The 20,638-nt window shown below is 33.5% G+C and carries 8 protein-coding genes; 3 read left to right on the plus strand and 5 right to left on the minus strand.

The features are described 5' to 3' along the window. Nucleotides 1-25: 25 nt before the first annotated feature. From AAEO59_RS13875 to AAEO59_RS13895, 5 genes are all read right to left on the minus strand, one after another. Entirely contained in the window at nt 26-1,033 is a 1,008-nt protein-coding gene (locus tag AAEO59_RS13875; protein WP_341701350.1) for an FAD:protein FMN transferase, read from the minus strand. A gap of 19 nt (nt 1,034-1,052) precedes the next feature. Next, nucleotides 1,053-3,227 carry a PepSY domain-containing protein gene (locus AAEO59_RS13880; protein ID WP_341701351.1) on the minus strand — a complete coding sequence of 725 codons (2,175 nt, stop codon included), beginning with the start codon at nt 3,225-3,227 and terminating at the stop codon, nt 1,053-1,055. 9 nt (nt 3,228-3,236) lie between these two features. Beyond that, entirely contained in the window at nt 3,237-3,719 is a 483-nt protein-coding gene (locus tag AAEO59_RS13885; protein ID WP_341701352.1) for a DUF2271 domain-containing protein, read from the minus strand. 4 nt (nt 3,720-3,723) lie between these two features. Further along, entirely contained in the window at nt 3,724-5,235 is a 1,512-nt protein-coding gene (locus tag AAEO59_RS13890) for an ankyrin repeat domain-containing protein (RefSeq protein WP_341701353.1), read from the minus strand. A gap of 234 nt (nt 5,236-5,469) precedes the next feature. Further along, the gene (locus AAEO59_RS13895; protein ID WP_341701354.1) at nt 5,470-10,410 is read right to left on the minus strand and encodes a LamG-like jellyroll fold domain-containing protein; all 4,941 of its coding nucleotides are present in this window, start codon (nt 10,408-10,410) and stop codon (nt 5,470-5,472) included. Nucleotides 10,411-10,997: 587 nt separating this feature from the next. Here AAEO59_RS13895 and AAEO59_RS13900 point away from each other — a divergent pair. The 3 genes from AAEO59_RS13900 to AAEO59_RS13910 all read left to right on the plus strand — a co-directional run bounded on the left by AAEO59_RS13900 (nt 10,998) and on the right by AAEO59_RS13910 (nt 20,632). Beyond that, nucleotides 10,998-15,191: a two-component regulator propeller domain-containing protein gene (locus AAEO59_RS13900; RefSeq protein WP_341701355.1), complete on the plus strand. Its 4,194-nt coding sequence runs from the start codon at nt 10,998-11,000 to the stop codon at nt 15,189-15,191. Between the two features lie 450 nt (nt 15,192-15,641). Continuing rightward, entirely contained in the window at nt 15,642-18,836 is a 3,195-nt protein-coding gene (locus AAEO59_RS13905; RefSeq protein WP_066329854.1) for a SusC/RagA family TonB-linked outer membrane protein, read from the plus strand. Between the two features lie 17 nt (nt 18,837-18,853). Further along, nucleotides 18,854-20,632, plus strand: coding sequence for a RagB/SusD family nutrient uptake outer membrane protein (locus tag AAEO59_RS13910; protein ID WP_341701356.1), 1,779 nt, complete (start codon nt 18,854-18,856; stop codon nt 20,630-20,632). The last annotated feature ends 6 nt before the right edge of the window (nt 20,633-20,638 follow it).

Here is a 20,638-nt window from a genome sequence, read left to right on the forward strand (position 1 = left end):
CGTTTTTACAGGACTTTTTTTTGGATTATTTGTATTTTTTCAATAATTGCTTTGGGAAATTTTTAGAGAATAACGTTTTGCCTGAATCCGTAATCATAATGAAGCTGTAATCAGGGTATTGATTGAGTAATTTTATGGCTTCTTTTTTACCTAGAACCATTGCTGAGGTACTAAAACCATTAGCAATTTCGGCATTAGGACCAAAAACAGTAACACTGCAAAGTCCTGTTGAGGGATAGCCAGTTGCTGGATTAATGATATGAGAATAACGTTTACCATTAAAAATCACAAACTTTTCGTAAGAGCCGGAAGTAGTAACGGCGCCTTGTTTTAGAGGTATAGTTGCTAAAATACTATCTGGATGAAAGGGATTGGTAATACCAATTATCCAAGGTTTTCCATTAGTTTGAGTCCCCCAAACACTCATATCGCCAGTAGCATTAATAATTCCGGATTGAATTCCTTTGGCGAGCATCATTTCTTTACAACGGTTGGTTGCATAGCCTTCGCCCAGAGCGCCAAAACCTATTTTCATTCCTTTTAGTTTTAAAAAAATAGTCGAATTGACATTGTCCAGAATGATGTTTTTGTAGCCTACTTTCTCAACTGATTTTTTGATTGCTTCCGGAGAAGGCATTTCGGTCATGGAACCATCAAATTTCCAGATTTTGTCCATGGCAGCAAAACTGATATCGAAAGCACCATTAGTAATTTCAGAAAAATGCAAAGCTCTTTTAGTCAATTCAAAAACTTCTTTATCCACTTTTACAGCTTGAATTCCTGCATTTTGATTGACTTGGGAAATTTGGGATGTGGGTTTCCAGTCGGAGATTAAGTTTTCAATTCGGCTGATTTCGCCAATGATAGTGTCAATATTTTTTTCGGCAGAAAGCGAATCTTTGTCAACAATACTTATATCAAAACGTCCACCCATAAGCATCGTTGTTCTTTTGCGTAGCACTTGTGACTGACAAGTAAAAGTCAAGAATACCAAGCAAATGAATGCGATAAAATGGAAACGTTTAATAGTCATTTAAAAGAGTAAAATGAGATTAATAGCAATCTGTCATGATTTGATTTTTGGCTTTATACACTGAAAGAGGCGTGTTGTTTTTAGAAATACAAATTTGGTCTAAAGTTTTTTCGACATCAAATTGCATTTTCAATGCGCCACAAATCATCACAACACCATTATTTGCTAATAAATCGGCAAAGAAATCAGCATCTATTTGAATCAAATCCATCACATAATGTTTGTCTGCTTCGCGGGAATAAGCCAAATGGAAATTATTCAATTGCTGTTTTTGTATCATTTCAGAAGCAAAATTCTGATACTGTTTTGTGATTTCGGTTTTTTGGCGAAAGCCGGAATACAAATGTATTGCTGTTTTTTTGTTGTTTTGTTCAATCATTCCAAGGAATGGTGCAATTCCTGTTCCGTTAGATATAAGTGCAACCGTAGTCGCTTTTTTAGGAAAATGAAAAGCCTTATTATCGATGATTTGGGTTTTAATAGTATCACCAACATTTAAATGGTATAAAAATCCAGAGCCCAAACCATTTGGATGCAATTTTACAGCCAATTGAATGTTTCCATTATGGGTTCCAATGGAATACAAACGTTCACGATTGTCATTAGCTGGATATATAGCTAAAAGATCTCCTGATGTGAATTTGCTTCGCATACCCGCTCTTAAAGTCAGCAAAAAAGTTTGTTCGTTTTCTGATACAGTAGTTTTGTCTAAAACCATTAATTTTTCTAATCCTTTTGGAATATGATTGTAAACCGATGGAGTAGTGCTTAGTGAAAGTGTTGTTTTAGCACTCCATAATTTTACCCAATTCACAAATTCTTCCGCCGATTTATCATTTACGGTTTGTAATTCTAAAAAGCGATTGGCCCAGGATTGTTTTTCTAAAATGCCATCCACTTTTTTTGCATAACCACAAAAATCAGGGTAGGATTTAGAACCAAAACCAATTACGGAATAATTGATGGTTTTATACTGCTTCGTTTTTTCTAAAAGTGATTCAAATTTTGTAGCGTTTGAAGGGGCGTCTCCTAAACCATAAGTTGAAGTGAAAATCAATAAATGTTCTGCTTTTGGATAGGAACTATAATTATTCATTTGTCCAATAAAAGTTTTTTCGCCTTGCGCTATTAATTCTTTCAAAATAACATTAGCAAAGCGCAATGAACTTCCATTTTCTGAACCAACTAATAAGATGTATTTACTTTCTTCAGCTTTGAATTTGTTTGTAATGCGGCTGGCTCTTCTTTTAAAAGTCATTGCAAATCCTGAATAGATAAAAAACAGAATATTTAAAGAGGCTAATCCCAGTAGAAAAGCCCAAAACGCATTGGCTCGTCCCGTGTGTATGTCCAAACTTAATTCGGACAGCAATTTTGAAGTGGGATATAATTCTTCCGAAACAATTGCATTCGAATATTGTTCTACTTCAATTTTTCGGTCTTTTAATTCAAAGGTATAATAGTCTTCGGCATCTTCTGAAAAAGGGAATTCTATTTTTGAGATTTCAGCCAAAGAAGTTTGTTTGAAATCGAATTTTTTTTGTTGGGGTTTTGTGTTTTCAGTTTCGGTTTTTTCTTCTTTTTCAAAAAGGTGAAAACGTTCCATGGATAAGTAAGTTCCGGAAAGCGCAATAAGCAGTATTGGAATCAAAGCCAATCTTCCCAATAAAACGTGATAGTATTGGGCAAAATATTCTTTGATGATTTTTGAGAAAAAGTTGCGAATTCCTTTTTGTCTTTTTAGGACTAATACAAATCCCGAAATAGCAATTAGAAGTAACAGAAAGGCATTAATTCCGATAAAAAGACGGCCTGTTTCGTGCAGAAACAAAGAACGATGCAAGCCCGTAATCCATTTTATAAAATCACTTTTCTTTTTGGCTGTACCAATGACTTTGCCTGTTACAGGATCGATATAAGCGTTGATGTCATTTCCGTCTTTATCAATAGCCTGTAAAGTAACAAATTGATTGTGGTCGATACTTAATTCCGTTATTTCAGGATAAATTTTTCGAAGTGTAGGCAGACTTTTAGCCAAAGTAATCGCTTCGAAGTTTTCCACCCGATGCGACGGGATTTTCTCCTGAATGGCATCAACGGCAAGGATGGTTCCTGTAACCGATGCTAAAAATAAGAATACAGCAGAAAATACCGCCAAAGCGAGGTGTGAGTACCGCCAAAAAGAAAGAGTCATTCGCTGCTGTTATATTTTGTTTAAACGTACGTAACGAATGTATCCTTTTCCTTCTGTTTTTGCTTTGATTCCCTCAGAAGTTAAAGGGATTTCTGCATCAATTGTATGGTATTTTTGGTCTTCTACTGCCGACTCAAAGCGTAATTTATACCCACTATTTATTTTAGCATCGTCAATTTCAATAGTAGTAATACTTCTATCGCCACCTGTAACTGATGCTCCTGTTATTGCACTAATGTTAGATGGTTTTTTTGAATAGAATTTATGCCATTCTTTTAAGGTTTTATACCATTTTTTATCGTCACCCATTACATAAAGTGTTTTTTCGTAGGCTCCTTTTGCATTTACTAAAGAAACAACGATGTAAGCACCTTCGCCAACGTAGTTAGACATTTGCAGCATGCATTTGTATTTGCTGCTTTGCGCTGAAGTTTGAAAAGAGATAAGGCAGATAAATGTGCTTAGTAAAGCAGTTTTAATTATTGAGTTCATTTTGTTATTTTAAAATTTCAACAGCAATGTTGTTTTTCGTTAAGGTTTCGTTTTCTTTAGCCAGATCGTAAGCTGTTTCATCAAAGTCGGTTTTGATCTCTTTTTTGGCACCAATGGATAATAAATATTTTAAAATAGTGTCATTTTTTGCAATCATGGCAGCTTTGTGTAAAGCGGTTAATCCGTCTTTGTTTTTAGCATTGACATCAATATTTAAATCAGCCAATTTTTTTAGCAAATTTATATCATTTTTTAGTACCGCAAAATGATATAAGGTGCTTCCGTCTTTTTGTGATTGTGCTAAGTTAAATCCGTTATCCTGTAATAATTTTATTTTGGCAGCAAATGGGTTTTCAGAAATTGCATTTGATGATTCAGGATTGCGTCCCATCATTTGTGGGCGATAGGATTGAATTAAGTAATAACCCAAGTTGTTCCCGTCTTTGTCTGTTACATTGATATTCGCTTTTTGTTGTAATAAAAGTTCCACTGCTTTAGGGCTTCCGTTTTGAATAGCTAAAGATAAAGCTGATTCTCCTTTTGCATTTTTTGCATTGACATCTTTTACTTTTGAAAGCAATAATCCTAAGGCTTCGGTGTCTCTTCCTGATGCCGCATTCATTAAAGCGGTATTCCCTTCATTATCAGTTTTATTAATGTCAACTCCTTTGTTCAAAAAGTAATTGATAATTTCTGTTTGATTGGATTTACGCACTAAATAATGTAGAACCGTTTCTCCATCAACTGAAACTACAGTTGGTTTTAGTTTTAAATCATCAACTAAATATTTATAAACTTCAATTGAATTCGCTTCACGGCGTGAACCTTGAGCGGCTATGATAAGAGCATTGTCGGTATATTTTACTCCTTTTTGTACTAATGTTTTTAATAGCTCGATATTACCGGTTCTTGCAGCATAGTTAAAAGCAGTATTACCATAGTTATCAGTATCTTTTAATGATAATCCTTTAGTGATAAAATAATTGCTTAGACTTAAATCTTTGTCATAAGGAATAGCCATTAGTAAAAGAGTAGCTCCTTCTTTGTCTTTTTTCTTTGGATCTATTCCTGCTTTAAAAAAGGCATCGTACACAGCTGTATTTTTTTGTCCACTGTTTATCGCAGAAATAATAGGTGTTGCACCGTGGCTGTCTTCAAGGTTAACATCAGAACCTTTAGCAATTAGATAATGTATGATTTCGAGATTTCCTTTTCCTGCTGCCCAGTGTAAATAAATACGATTGTCATGCGTTGGTTTATTAATTCCATTTCCAGGTTGTTCAATTAAAAATTTAATTGTTTCGGCTGGAACATCATTGTTTATGGCTAAAACTACTGCATCAAAAGCATTGCTTGTGCTTTCAGAAGGATTATTTCCTTTTGCTATTTCAGCTTTAATTGAATTAACATCAGGAGAAGATTTCCAAAATGATTGATCTAAAAGTGAATTTTTATGTTGTGCATTAGTCAAAGATACTGCTACTAAAGCAAGCGAAACAAATAGATTTTTCTTCATTATGTTTTTATGTTTTTTGATTAGATATAGATTTTTATTTATGGTTTAATCAGATTGACTATTTAGAATAAATAAAAATAACGCAAAAGTAAAAATTAAAAGAATATATACGACATGGAAACTACTTTTTTTGGAAATATTTATCATTTCAGAATACTTTTTAGAAAAAAATCTCTAACTGAATGGTATCATTCAATTAGAGATTTAAAAACAACAAACCAATTTTGGATTGTTTTATTCCACTAGAATTTTCTTGGTAAATTCTCCTTTGGTCGTTTCAACTTTTATTATATAAACTCCAACTTTTGTTTTTTTGAAGTGTACTTGGATATTCGATTGGTCTCTGTTGTCTTGGATTTTCCAGTTTTGAATTTCAACACCCGAGTCATTGTAAAGTCTTACTTTAGTAACACTACAATCTTCAATTTGATTGTTGATGTTGATGATATCTGTTTTCTGTATATAGGTAATGTTTATGTTGTAGACAACTTCAGGTTCCACCTCTGGTTCAGTATCAACTGGAGGAACATCGGCAGGATTAAGGAAACGTAATGAAAATCTTGATGTGTTTGTTCCAGCTGCTAAATTAACGTCATAGGTGTTTACTCTAATATTGTTATATGTATTAGTTTCATTATCGTAAATATAAATAGGCTGATTTGTGTCAAAATTTTCCAAATCATCAATTTTAAATTTAACAATACCTTCAGAATCAGTCTTAACACCTATTGGGTATGATGCATTTTTATCGAATGCGCCAACCCCTTGAATTACAAAATTTTGATTGTTTATCAAGAAAAACATATCATTAGGAAGGTTATCAAACAAATAGGCATCGTAGCCATAGTCCATTTCGTTAGTGGCTTTATTCTCCATGAAGCCTAATAAAAGTTGTCTGTGGTAATCGTTGCGGGAGTTGAAACCTAAACGTATTTTTTTATAATTATTAGCTTGAACAGCATCATTACTATTATTTTGCCATGCAAGTTTTGTTTGTGGTGTTATTTTGTACATAGTATTAGAGTTAACCGCATCATCTTCTTTGTGGAAACTCCTTTGATTGTTATTGTATACTATTGTTCCACCAGCACCAGGTTTACCAACTACAAAAAATGCCTGCCCAATAGGAATAAAACGATTAGGAATTCCTTTTGATGGAGTTCCTAATTTACTGATAAAATCGACATTTGCCGAAGAAGGAGCAACACCTCCAGTTAAATTTCTAGTTGCATATCCTCCTTGATAATCTTTTAAGATATGTGTGTTATTTGTACTGTAATGTTCCCAAAAATAAATTGTTCCATTTATTGAATTAATATTATCATTTATAAATGCTTCACTATCTAAAGCACTAGGATAAGGGTTTCCAGCTAGTAATAATTGATTTTCACTAACTGAATTAGAAGTAATTAAACCATTATTAGGTTTTCCAACAAATGTATAGTTTTGGCTAGCAGCTGGTGCTCCACTTCCTTTCATTGTATATCCTTGCCCCACTCTAATTGCCGTGTTTTCATTAAATTGTGACCAATTTGCATAAGCATTGGAATAGTTGTCAAATTTGTAGAGCCAATAGCGTGCGATGCTTATAGGTACAGTAGGGGAACCGTTATAACCTCCGATCCAGTTTATAGTTTGCGGAGTTGTAGTTGTACCATCTTTCATTACTCCTTTTACGGTATAACTTACATTGTTGGTTGTTGTATTTATAGTTCCTACAGGAGAACTCCAATAGTTGTAATTGTATAGATTTGATTGACCTTGTTGGTCTCTTTCTATAGAGCCTGAGCTGTTTACATCTAAATCACTATCTAGAGTTTGAATTAATTGTGATTTTCCAACCAAATCAATTTTTCCATCCAATTTTAAATAACTTGAAATTTCAATTTTAGAATTATTATTAGCGCTAATGGTATTACTGTTAACTAATAATCCCAAAACAATTTTATTACCAGCCGAGGTTATGTTGTGTGATGTCTCTACAATATTCCACTCGATTGTAGTTGAATTGTCAATACCTAAACTATATGGGGGATCCCAGACAGTATAATTAGTCCAGGTTTCATCTGTTTCCCAGGCGCCATCAGCTCCTGAAGTATAAGGGATTGGAGCTGTATCAGGTTCAGGAAGATAAATTCCTTTTAATTTTCCATTATTGGCATTACCAGATTTGTCTACAAGATATCCATTACTTACATCATCAGCATTGTTCATTTGAAAATATCCGGATAAGTTAGCCCAATTTAATCCACTTATATTTTTAGGAATAACAGCTCCTTTAACATTATTATTTCCGTCATTTTCGATTTCTTGATTCATCATTCTTCGAATTTGATCGTTTGTTAATGCAATATTCCAAATGCGAAGTTCGTCAATCCAACCATTAAAATAGTTGTATGGAACATCGGTGTTTTGACTCATAGCTCCAATAATGAAGTCAACACTGTTTGAAATTGGATTCGTTCCTGTTGTTGTTTTTTCTAAAATACCGTCAACATATAAATTATAATTAGAACCATCAAAAGTGACAGCAACATGATACCATCTGTCTGTATCAATAGCGTGAGTAGCAGTTGTATAATTGTTATTTGAAGTGAAGGTAATATAATTGTTAACTACTTTTAAATTGTAACCATTTGTTGCAGAAGGACTAAGTTGTTTTGATAAAATTGTTTGTGTATTGTTGTTTGTGGCATTAGATTTTATCCAGGCTTCGATACTGAAATTTCCGCTGTTTAGGCTGAATTTGTTTTTAAAATTAATGTTATCGTCAACACCATCAAAATTGACAACATTACAAAGTTCCAGTGTAACAATAAGCTCGTCGGTAGTTCCACAGCTTGTTGTCCATCTTAAAGTATAAGTACCAATATTAGGACTGTAAAAAGTTGAAGTAGGACTAGAACTATCTGAGAAAATTTCGCCACCACCAGATGGACCACTTACTATGGACCATGTTCCAGAGGCACCTGATGAAGCATTTAGCGTTACCATTTCGCCACCGCAATAGGTTACCTGATCAGGGCCCGCTAAACTCGCTAGGCAAGAACTGTTATCGATAGCCACTTTTATAGAGCCATCAATAGGTTGCTGACACACGGTGTTGTCATAGCCTTGGAAGAAATAATTAGAAAAAGATGTGTTTGAAATAGCACCAGTACCTGTTATAACTCCCGTTTCTAAATTGACCTCAGGATTACAACCCGCACTTAATAGAATAGCACAATCTGTTGTAACATTCAGATCAAAACTTAAATCGGCATATACATATTCAGGATGATTGGCTGTAATTGGTAAGGTTCCTAAATCCCATAGTATGCTGTTTGTTCCTGCATCATAATAGGGAACATTGCTGGTTGAAAAACCATTATAGGTGTGGTATGTAATTGTACTTCCGGTATTAAATAAAGCTGTTGCTGGTATTGGTATAGAGACTAAAGTATTATTTGTTGCTTCAGTTCCTTCATTCGTAATATTTAAAGAAAAGGTTATAGCTTGACCAGGTAGTGCATTTAATACAGGAGGATTTGTTACGTTATTGATAGAATTAACGCTTATTAATCCTTGTGGATCTGGAACGTAGGAGTCTACCGACATGGCAAAACCGAAAATAGTATATACTTCATAGGTAGATCCAAATCTAAATGTAGTCGAAGTTTGATTGTTACCAATTACTGTGTTTCCCGTATTTGGAATAGTGAACATACTAAAATCTACTCCTGTATTATTTTGCAAAATTGGATCACTTGCTCCGGCAGTAGGAACAGGGTAGATAGAGGAGTTAAAAAAGTTGTTTGTTGTGTTGCCAGAGTGGTTTAAAGTTAAGTAGTTGGTTGTATTGTAAGTGTTAGGATCGGCGTTAAGTTTTTGAACGGCTAAATAATCGCTACCTGAATTGGTAGCAACGTCACCTTCGGCAGCCATTACTCCTAATTTCATATTTACCTGACCAGAAGCAACAGTCGTAAAACCTGAAATAGGAATGTTTCCATACTCACCACCTCCGGATAGTTGTCCGTTTACATATGCATAACCATCAAAAAGTGTAACGGCGCGACTTTTCATTAACGGATTTTCGTAGATAACAACCATTACCCATCCACCGGAATAACCTGGATTAGAGTTTGTTCCCTCAATTAAGGCGATATCGGCAACTGTGTATGCTCCAGCTCCATGCGCTTTAACGTAATCTGTGACTTCTTGATAACCTATAAAAATTCCACTATGAGCTGAACCTGGAAAAAGTACATTATTGTTTGCTGTCACAGTTGTATAGGATGTTGCACCCGGTCCTTTTAAAGAAATTGATTTTTTGTCATAATTTTTGTTAACAGTTGTGTATGTTGGTACTGTACCTGTTACATTAACACTTGCGTAATTTGAAGATGAAAGCGTAAAATCCGTGCTATTTGCTGCAGAAGGATTTCTTGTAAGTGATTTGATGGTTAGAGTGACTGTTCCATCAGTAATAGTGTAGGGAGTATTTAATGTTGCGGTATTTGTTGTTCCAGTAGTTATTGTAACGGGAACATTAGTTGCTGTTCCATTATTTATTGAAAGAGTTACTGTTGAACTGTTCGTGTAGCTAAATGCATATGTGTTTCCATTTCCTGTAAATGTATATACCGGATAACGTGCATTACTTCCTCCGCTTCTCGAAATCGATAAAGTATAATTTGTATTAGTAATTGTTTGATTATGAGAAGTTGTTGAATTTGTGTTTACTGATTGCGTACCGTTTTGAACTTGTTTTGAAACGGTAAAAGTGTCTGCATCCTGCGATTTACCAGTCCAATATAAGCCAGCGTATATTATTGTTGAACAATCTGGATTGGCACTATTTTCACCTCCATTAGTTAATTCCAGACTTGCCTTGGACGAATTCCAAGTATTAGTATCACCGTCTATATCTACATATTTCATGGCGTTATTTTCGTTGTTTGTGCCATTACCATAGTTGTTTAACGTGAGGTTAGTGTTTCCTAACATGGTAAAATCTCCTTTAATATTATAGATGGTTTTTCCTGGGGAATAAGTTGAAGTCCTTTGGGAAAAATTTACCTGAGGAGAAGTAACTGTTTGAGCATCTGTATAAGTACTAAATAAAAATGCACTTATTGTAAGAGCTAATTGCAGAAATATATTTGAGGTTTTCTTAGAGTAATTTTTTTTCATAGTCGTACGGCAGATTTGGGGTTGCTATATTCTATATGATAATCTAAAAGAATTATCGGCATAAAAATATATAATTCTGTTTGAATAATCGACTAAGTGTTTATTAATATCGATAAAATACAGTTTTTGTTTCATTTTTGTAGGTTTATTAATTCAAATTTATGAATAATGAATTGGAGTTTTAAGTAAATAATTTTGGATAATTCAAATAAGATTTTAAAATTGGTGTTGTTTAATGATTTATTTCTACACAAAAAAAAAGATTATGTATAAGTGTTTAGAAAATAATGAGTTATGAATTTTTGTGTTACTGTCGATAAACTTTATTTTGAAATGTAAAACTTAGCCTAAAAAATATCTATACATTATATATAGGATTTGAATAAATTGATTTAGAAGTTAACAAATTTTAATTCTAGTTTATAGTAATTAAAAACTGACAGTAAAAGATAAGTTTAATTTTGATATAATGGCAAACAATTAAGAATATTTAATTATATAGTATAAAATAATTTCCATTAAATTTTAATTTATAAATTTGAGAACTTCAATATTACTTTCAAAACCAATCTAAATATTCCGGATTAATGAAAAAAACAATCATTTTTTGGATGCTGTTATTGTTTATCAGCCAATTAAGTCATGCACAATATTCCAATTTAAAATTTGAAAATTTTGATACAAACAAAGGGCTTTCCAGTAGTACCAGTGTGGAGATTTTTCAGGATAGTGATGGTTTTTTATGGTTTGGTACAATTGATGGATTAAATAAATACGATGGTTACGAATTTGAAATTTACCGTCCAATTATTAATGATATTCATTCTGTAAGTAATAACAGGATTAATGCCATCACTCAGGATGGCAAGGGATATTTATGGGTAGGAACCAGTAATGGGTTAAATGTTTTTGATAAAAAATCACAGAAGTTTTACAGAATCCATCTTTATAAGAAAAAAACAGAGGGATTAAATCTAAGAGAAGAAATAAATAGTCTCTTATTTGATAAAAAGAAAAATTTGCTTTGGGTTGGAACTAAGAATGGTTTGTTGCAACTGGATTTGGCTTCTGTCGATGCTCCTGATTTCAGTACTCTGCAATATACTCGTTATATAAGTAATCCTAAAGACATAAAATCAATAGATAATAATAATGTAACTAATCTTATTCAGGATAAAAAAGGAGTTATCTGGATAGGAACAGGAGGAAATAATTTACATCGATATAATCCTAAAACTAATAATTTCAATAGAATTAAAATTGCTTTTGAAGCAAATCAATATTTGAATCATTTGCCGAAACAGATTCTGTTGGATAAGGAGGGATATTTTTGGATAGGAAACGACTTGTCACATCTTTTTATATTTAATCCCAATAAAAAAACGATCAAAAAGATTGCTCCTGTTAATCAAAGTATTCCTGTTTTTCATTTGTATCAGGATAAAAAAGGAACGGTATGGGCAGCGACTGATGGTAGCGGACTTTATTTATTGGATAAAAATAAAGGTTTGCTTCAGCATCTTATGCAAAATCAGGATGATCCTTTTTCCTTACCCAATAACCAGCCTTCAAAGGTATTAGAAGATAAGAATGGTATTTATTGGATTGCCAGTTATAATAAAGGAATCAATAAACTGGCTTTGTCAAAGTCTTCTTTTGGACATTATTTTTATAAACCTAATAGTGATAAAAGTATAAGTACAAAAATTGCCCAATCGGTTATTGAAGATAATAAACAGCGAATATGGATTGGTACTGACGGAGGAGGATTAGATTTGTATAATTCAAGAGATGGTTCGTTCAGACATTTTAAGGCAATTCCCGGGAATCCTAATTCTTTAAGTTCCAATAAAATTCTATATCTGTTAGAAGGCGACAACAATGATTTATGGGTGTGTACCTGGGATGGGGGTCTTAATCGATTTGATACAAATTCCGGTAATGTAAAACGATATGAAAACAATCCAGATAATCCTTTTTCAATAGGACAAAATACAGTTTGGTGTGCTGCCAAAGATAAGCATAAACGATTGTGGTTGGGGACTTCAACAGCAGGACTAAATTTGTTTGACGTAGAAACCAATCGGTTTTATCAGTTTAAAAATAACATCAGTAACCCCAAAAGCTTAATCAGTAATTTTGTTTTTTCTCTTTTTGTAGATTCTAAAAACCGACTATGGGTAGGGACTTCGTTAGGTCTTTGTTATGTTAAATTAGGAGGTTTAAAGAAGAGAATTCCTTCCAATATCAATTTTGAAGAGTTAAAAATTAAAAATATTCAAGGCAACCGTATCAATCAAATTACCGAGGATTATAAAGGAAATATTTGGGTGGCTACTGATATGGGATTGTATCAATTAGATGCTGACCTAAAATTAAAACAAGCCTATTCATCAAAAAACGGTCTTCCAAATAATTTGGTAGTTGGAATTCAGGAAGATAATAATAAGAATATCTGGGTAAGTACCAAAAGTGGTTTGTCTTTATTGAACCCTAAAACCAAGAATATTAAAAATTTCAATGCTCATGATGGATTACAGGGGTTAGAGTTTCAAAGTAAATCGATTGCTAAGACTTTTGATGGTCGAATCATTGTGGGAGGAATTAATGGATTTAATATATTTTATCCAAATGATATTGCCTTGAATACAGACAAGGTACAACCAATGATTACGGATATAAAATTATTCAATAAAAGAGTAAATGCAGGAGATTTAGTAAATGGCAGAGTATTGTATGACGAAGAAATTTCAAATGTTAAAGAAATTGAACTCAAGTACAACGAGGGATATATCTCATTTGGATTTGTGGCGTTAAATTATCAAAATCCAGAGCGTGTTAAATATGCTTATAAAATGAGCGGTCTGGATGATGATTACATAAATGTAGATAACAATCGGGTAGCTAATTATGCTAATTTGGCTCCGGGACTTTATACTTTTGAAGTGATGGCATCTGTTGATGGGCAGTGGAAAAATGCCGGAAAAATCAGTATTTTGGTTCGGGTACTTCCTCCATTCTGGAAGACTTGGTGGGCATATCTTTTATATTTTGCACTTTTTGTTGCATTGTTGTGGTACGGATTGGAATATTATACCAATAAGATCAATGAAGAGAAAGAACATGAATTGGATCAAATGAAACTACGCTTTTTTATCAATGTTTCTCATGAATTCAGAACGCCGCTTACTTTAATTTTAAATCCGGTAGAAAAGATATTAACCCATTTTAATGAAGCCGAAGAAGTTCAAAAGTCAGCCTTGATTATTCAAAAAAGTAGTAAGCGCTTACTCTATTTAGTAGATCAGCTATTAGATTTAAGGAAGATGGATTTAGGGAAGTCTCGTTTGGAACTATCCAATATGGATATTGTTGCTTTTGCCAGAGATACTTTTTCTCTTTTTGAAGATTTAGCTAAAAAGAAAGAGATACGGTTTGTTTTTAAATCCGCCTTTAAAGAATATTACGGACAATTTGATCCCGACAAAATAGAGAAGATGTTGGCTAATTTATTATCCAATGCGATAAAGTTTACCGATAATGGAGGGGTAATTACCCTTTCTTTATCTGAAGTGCAGTTGTCTGAAAAAAAATACAAAAAACTATTTTTTAGTCCGACTGTTCAGGTGAAAGGGATTCAAATTCAGATATCTGATACAGGTATTGGTTTCAAGAAAAAACAATTGAAGGAAGTGTTTCAACGTTTTTTTCATGCCGATGCCTCCAAAACAGGAACAGGAATTGGGTTGAATTATACTAAGAGTCTGGTAGAATTGCACAAAGGACAAATAACAGTAGAAAGCCAGTATAAAAAAGGAACTACTTTTTCGATTATTCTTCCTGTTGATTTGAAAGCAGTGGTGAAACAAAAAACATCAAATGCCTGGACTTCTCAAGGTGTGGAAATGAATGCCCTTCAATCAGCAGAGTATGAAATTGCAATTTCTGATGAAAAGCTGAAACCAGACACGGTAACTTCCGAAAGTGATAAAGAAGTTAAACCATTATTACTAATTGTAGAAGATAATAAAGTGCTTCGTAATCATCTTAAAAGCGAATTGAAGGAGTATTATCAGGTCAAAGAAGCGACGAATGGAGTAGAAGGATTGGAAAAAATCAGGAAGTATCAGCCAAATATGGTTATTAGTGATGTGATGATGCCAAAGATGGACGGTTTTGAACTCTGTCAACAGCTTAAAAATGATTTTGAAATCAGTCATATTCCTATTTTGTTGTTAACGGCCAGGAATCTGGATGAAGACATGATTAGGGGTTATCAAACCGGAGCCGATGCTTATCTGTCAAAACCATTTAATATGGCGGTACTTAAAACCCGAATAGACAATTTACTGGAAGCCAGAAAAAGATCAAGGGAACGTTTTGCTGCTATTGGGGGTATTGTGGCTTCTTCTGAAATCACCATCAATTCTTTAGATGAACGATTTTTAGATAAAGCGACAAAAGTAGTGGTAGACAATGTCAGTAATATCGATTTTACCTTGGATGATTTGATTGGAAATTTAGGGATGGGTCGTTCGCAGTTTTACAGAAAGATTAATTCTTTGACAGGACAAAATCCAAGTAATTTTATCCGAACTATTCGCTTAAAATATGCTTCCGAAATGTTGTTGACAAATCAATTTTCAATTAAAGAAGTGGCGTTGAATTGCGGATTTAATTCCACAGCTTATTTTACAAAAACCTTTAAAGAAGTTTTTAAAGTAACCCCTACACAGTATATTCAGGATCAAAAAGACCTAGAGGAGACTACTGAAGAATAGATTTTTTTAACATAATAGTTTACTAAAAAAGGCTCTGTTTCTAAATTGAAACGGAGCCTTTTTTTATGGTTTTTTTTGGAGGATTTGGGTTGGTAGTTTTTAATTTTTAAAGTTTTTTAAAAAATATTTTAGATTTTTTTTAGATTTAAATACTGTCTCAAAGCCTTGTTAAATAAAGGAAAATTAGAAAATGGTCGATAAGTTATACTCTTTGAATCATGGGTTATACCCTGATTTTTTTTTAATCTATAATATTGTAATGCTATTATCATCATTATGATAAAATTAATAATTAAAAATTATGAGTATTAAAATTATGAACCTTCAAAAAATAATTAAATGTAAAAAAAACTAAATTTCATTACCTATTTCGATTCACTAATTTTAAACGTGAATTCTAATAAAAAAACTAATAACTAAATCAATTAATAACGAAAAAAACAATTCATTATGAAGATAAATGTTTTGAATAAAACCGAATTATGGAACAGGCTGAAACCATCTTTGGTTTTGTCTTTTCTGGTTTGTGTTTCTTCCCAAACGTATGCAACAAATAGCGGTGCTTTAAATTTTGTTGAAAAATATGCTTTAAACGCATCCCAACAACAAATTATAATTAAAGGAAAAGTGGTTGCTGCTGAGGATAATATGGGAATTCCAGGTGTTAATGTTACTATAAAAGGTGTTGCAGTGGGTGGAGTAAGTACTGATTTTGATGGAGCTTATGCAATCAGAGTGCCTTCTAATAATTCAGTACTTGTTTTTAGTGCATTAGGATATAAAACTCAGGAAATAAAAGTGGGTGATCTAAAAGAAATTAATGTCACTTTAGTCTCTGCTAGTTCAGATTTGAAAGAAGTAGTTGTAGTGGCTTATGGTACTCAAAAGAAGATGACAGCAACGGGTTCTATCGAAACTGTATCAGCTAAGGCTTTTCAAGATAGAGCAGTTACCAACCCGGCTTTGGCTTTACAAGGTCAGACTCCAGGTTTAACTGTGACCCGTAATTCATCAAGACCAGGTCGTGAGGGTATTAATTTGCAAATTCGAGGAGCTAGTTCTATTAATGGTGGCTCACCGTTAATTGTAATCGATGGAAATCCTGCTATTAATAATGAAGCTTTCTACAATATGAACCCGGATGATATCCAATCCATAACAGTTTTAAAAGATGCTTCTGCTGCATTATACGGTTCACGTGCTTCTAATGGGGTAATTATGGTTACAACCAAAAAAGGGAAGTCAGGTAAAATGAGAATTGAAATGGCTACAACTACCAGAATAAATACTTTAGGAATCAGACCTCAGGCACCAACGATGCAGCAATATGCGACAGTTTGGTTAGATGCTGCAGAACAGGATGGTACTCAGGCTAATTATTGGGGATGGCAGTCTAAAGAAAATTTACAATTAATGCAAACGGGTTATGCCGGTATCTACCCAACACTATATTGGGGTGATATATACATTTCCAATTCTCCTAGATATGATCAAATGTTTGGTAGATCGGTTTCTACCTATCATAATGGTAGTATTTCAGGAGGTACTGATAATTCGAATTATCGTGTGTCTTATGGGTATTCAGAGGATGTAGGGGCATTGAAAACAGCCTATGATGGAAAAAAACAATACAACGTTAGATTAAATTATGATTTTAATGTTAATAAGTGGTTGAAGTTAGAAACAAATGTATCGTATTTAAAATATGACCTTTCTTCACCATCTTCTGGTCTGGATGGTTCGGTATCGCAAGATCCGCCATTCTTCCCGTCAAGAAATCCCTATGGGCAATGGTATGCCAACTTTAACATTGCTGGTAATAGAAATGCAGTAGCAGCAACGGTTGACGGTGGTAGAGACAAAACGACCAGAGATCAGATTATGATGAATATGGCAGCTACTTTTACGTTGTCAAAAGGTTTAACTTTCCAAACTAAAGTAGCTTATAATAAAGATTTTTTTAATAATCTTAATTATATTATTACAGTTCCTCAGTATAGTTGGTATGGTGAGTTGGCGCCTGAATCGGTTAATTCCGTTTCTTCAATCAGACAGGAGAACAAACAAATTACCTATCAAAATTATGGTGGTTTCTTAAATTATGAAAAAGAAGTAGGAGATCATAATTTTTCAGCACTTTTAGGTATGACAGCTGAAAAAACTGAAGATACTAGATTGTATGGATACAGATTAGGCTTTGTTGATAACGGTGTTTATGATATCAATATGGGGTCTATTGAAAACAAAGTGGAAGCTACAGGAGGTAGAGGACATAAAGGATTGTATTCTTATTTAGCCAGATTTAACTATGGTTATAAAAATAAATATTTGTTAGAAGTGAGTGGAAGACGTGATGGTTCTTCACAATTTGGTCCGGGAAATAAATGGAATAATTTCGGAGGTGTACAAGCGGGTTGGGTTGTTACAGAAGAAAGCTTTCTGAAAGATTTTAAACCATTAAGCTATTTAAAATTAAGATATTCTTATGCTGAAATGGGTTCACAATCCGGTATTTCAAATTATAGTTATGTTTCTAATATAACTAATACCAGTTCGGTTTTCGGTACTACTCCGGCTTTACAAACAGCCAGTTATGTAAATGGTATTACTTCAAATGATATTTCTTGGGAAAGAGTTGTAATGAAAACTTATGGGGTTGATTTCAGCTTCTTTAATAAAAAATTATTTGGATCGTTTGATGGTTACACCAAAAAGAATGTTGGAATGTTGACTAATATTATTTTCCCAGATGTACTAGGTGGTACTGCTCCAAAAACCAATGCAGGTGAATTAGCAACCAAAGGTTGGGAAGCTTCGTTGGGTTATAGAGGTGAACTGGGTAAATTAAAATATACCGTTTCGGCTAATATGGGAGATAGTAGAAATATTTTGCTTAAGAAAGAAAATGCTACTGCTATTTCAAATGGTATAAATACGAATGGTGTTGTAGGATATCCTTTAAATGCGGTTTTCTTATACCAAACAACCAATTTGTTTCCAAATCAGGCTGCTGTAGATACCTATTATGCAAATACTAATGGTAACGGTTCATTGCCTTCAGGAGTTAATGTATTACGTCCAGGAGACACACAAAGAGTCGATTTAAATAGTGATGGTATTATTGATGTGAAGGATGTGAAATTTATGGGGGATACTGCTGCCCACTATGTTTACGGTATTAACCTAAGTGCAAATTACGGTAAGTTTGATGTTTCTACTTTCTTTCAGGGGCTTTTAGAACAAAACATTCTTAGAACAGGTTTCTTATCTTATCCTTTCAATACTTTATATGGTAGTCAAACTACGGCTTACATAGGTAAAACCTGGACTGAGACAAATACAGATGCAGTTTACCCAAGAATGACAGCCAATACGACCAGAGCAGCTTGGAACTGGAAAGACAATGATTTTATGTTACAAAACAACCGTTATGTTAGATTAAAATCTTTAATCGTGGGTTATACCATGAATGATTTTAAAATCGGAAACTTTCAGTTAGATAAATTCAGAGTGTATTTCTCTGGAAATGATTTATTTGAGTTTTCAAAAGTAAAAGATGGATATGATCCTGAATTTGGAGATAGTTCTAATGTTATCTATCCATTTACAAGAACCTATTCTCTGGGATTAAATATATCCTTTTAATTATTAAAAAGTATAATATGAAAAATATAGTAACAACCTTAGTTCTGTCTTCAGTATTGTTATTTTCCAGTTGTCAGAGTGATTATTTAGATTTAGATCCTCTGGATGTACAAACAGAAGCAGCTTATTTTAAAACTCCGGCAGATTTTAAAGCGGCATCTAATGATTTTTATAATAAAATGGTTAGTTGGAAAGCTATTAACGGTAGTAGTATTTATAATTTTATGGATTTCGGTACTGATCTAACTTCGTTAGCTCAGGAAGAAGGTAGAGGAAATACAGTTGCAACCAATTCAGATATATACTGGACAAATCCTTACAAATACATCCGTGCAAATAACATTTTGTTAAAGGCAGCTGAGAATTATTCTGGTGATAAATCAGCTATTGCACAATATGTTGCTGCAGCAAAATTCTTTAGAGCCTGGCATCATTTCTTTTTATTAAAAAGATTCGGTGGTGTGCCAATTGTAACAACAGTAGTTGATATAAACGATGAGAGCTTATATGGAAAACGCAGTAGTCGATATGAAGTAATGAAGCAAATCCTAAAAGATTTATCAGAAGCAATTCCTGATTTACCATTGGAGCAAAATATTGCAGCAGCCGATAAAGGACATTTGAACAAATGGGCAGCTGAAGCTTTTAAAGCCAGAGTGCTTTTATATGAGGCTACATGGGAAAAATATGTAGGCACTACTACTGATGGTGATGGTGTGACTACTGGTGCAGGTACTGTCGAAGTAGCGTCAAATACTACTGCTTACTTACAAGAGGCTATTGCATTAGCAAAAGATGTAATGGGGAATGGAGGTTATGAATTATGGAATTATAATTCAGTATTGAATAATATGAGTATGTGTTATTTGTTCAATTTAGAAGATGCAGGCTCTAATCCGGCTGGTTTGGATAAATCAACTAATAAAGAATTTATTTTATCTAGCAAATACGATTATGGTCTATTACAAGGGGGGATTAATTTAAGCCATACTGTAGCTTCAAGATTAGCTCCTTCCAGAAAATTTATGGATATGTTTCTTTGCACTGACGGTTTGCCTGTTGATAAATCCCCTTTGTTCAAAGGATATGTAAAAGTAGGAGATGAATATCAAAACCGTGATTATAGATTAACCTCTTATTTTGTTGATATTAATACTGATGCTGTGCCGGTTTCAGGAGCTATTAAATTATTTGGACCAGGAGGAGACAGTGGTTCTGGTTATGCTAACAGAAAATTTAGATCCTATAAATATGGAACTTATCGTGCCGCAAATACAGAATCTCCAGATTATCCTCAAATTCGTTTAGCTGAAGTTTATCTTATCTATGCAGAAGCTTTATATGAATTGAATGGAGCTATCACCGATCTGGAATTAAACCAGTCAATTAATTTGATTAGAGGTAGAGCGGGGCTTCCAGCACTGACAAATGCCTTTGTTACAGCAAATAATTTGAATATGTTAGACGAAATCAGAAGAGAAAGAGCAGTAGAATTATTTGGTGAAAATACGCGTTATGACGATTTAAAACGTTGGGGTATTGCAGAACAAGCCTTGAACAATCCAATTTTAGGGTCTGTTATTCAGGGTACTGATTATGAAGGTAATACTGCTGTTTATAAACCAGCATTGTATCCATATGGAGAATTGTCAGTAGCTACGGGTAAAGGTAGTCTGAGAGCTTTGCTTTTAGATCCAGTAGGGAATAGAAATTTTCAGCGTAAGCATTATTTGTTTCCAATACCATTAACTCAAATGCAGTTGAATACGAAACTATTGCAAAATCCACAGTATTAATTAGTA

This window comes from Flavobacterium flavipallidum (assembly GCF_038289905.1).
Taxonomy (GTDB): Bacteria; Bacteroidota; Bacteroidia; order Flavobacteriales; family Flavobacteriaceae; genus Flavobacterium; species Flavobacterium flavipallidum.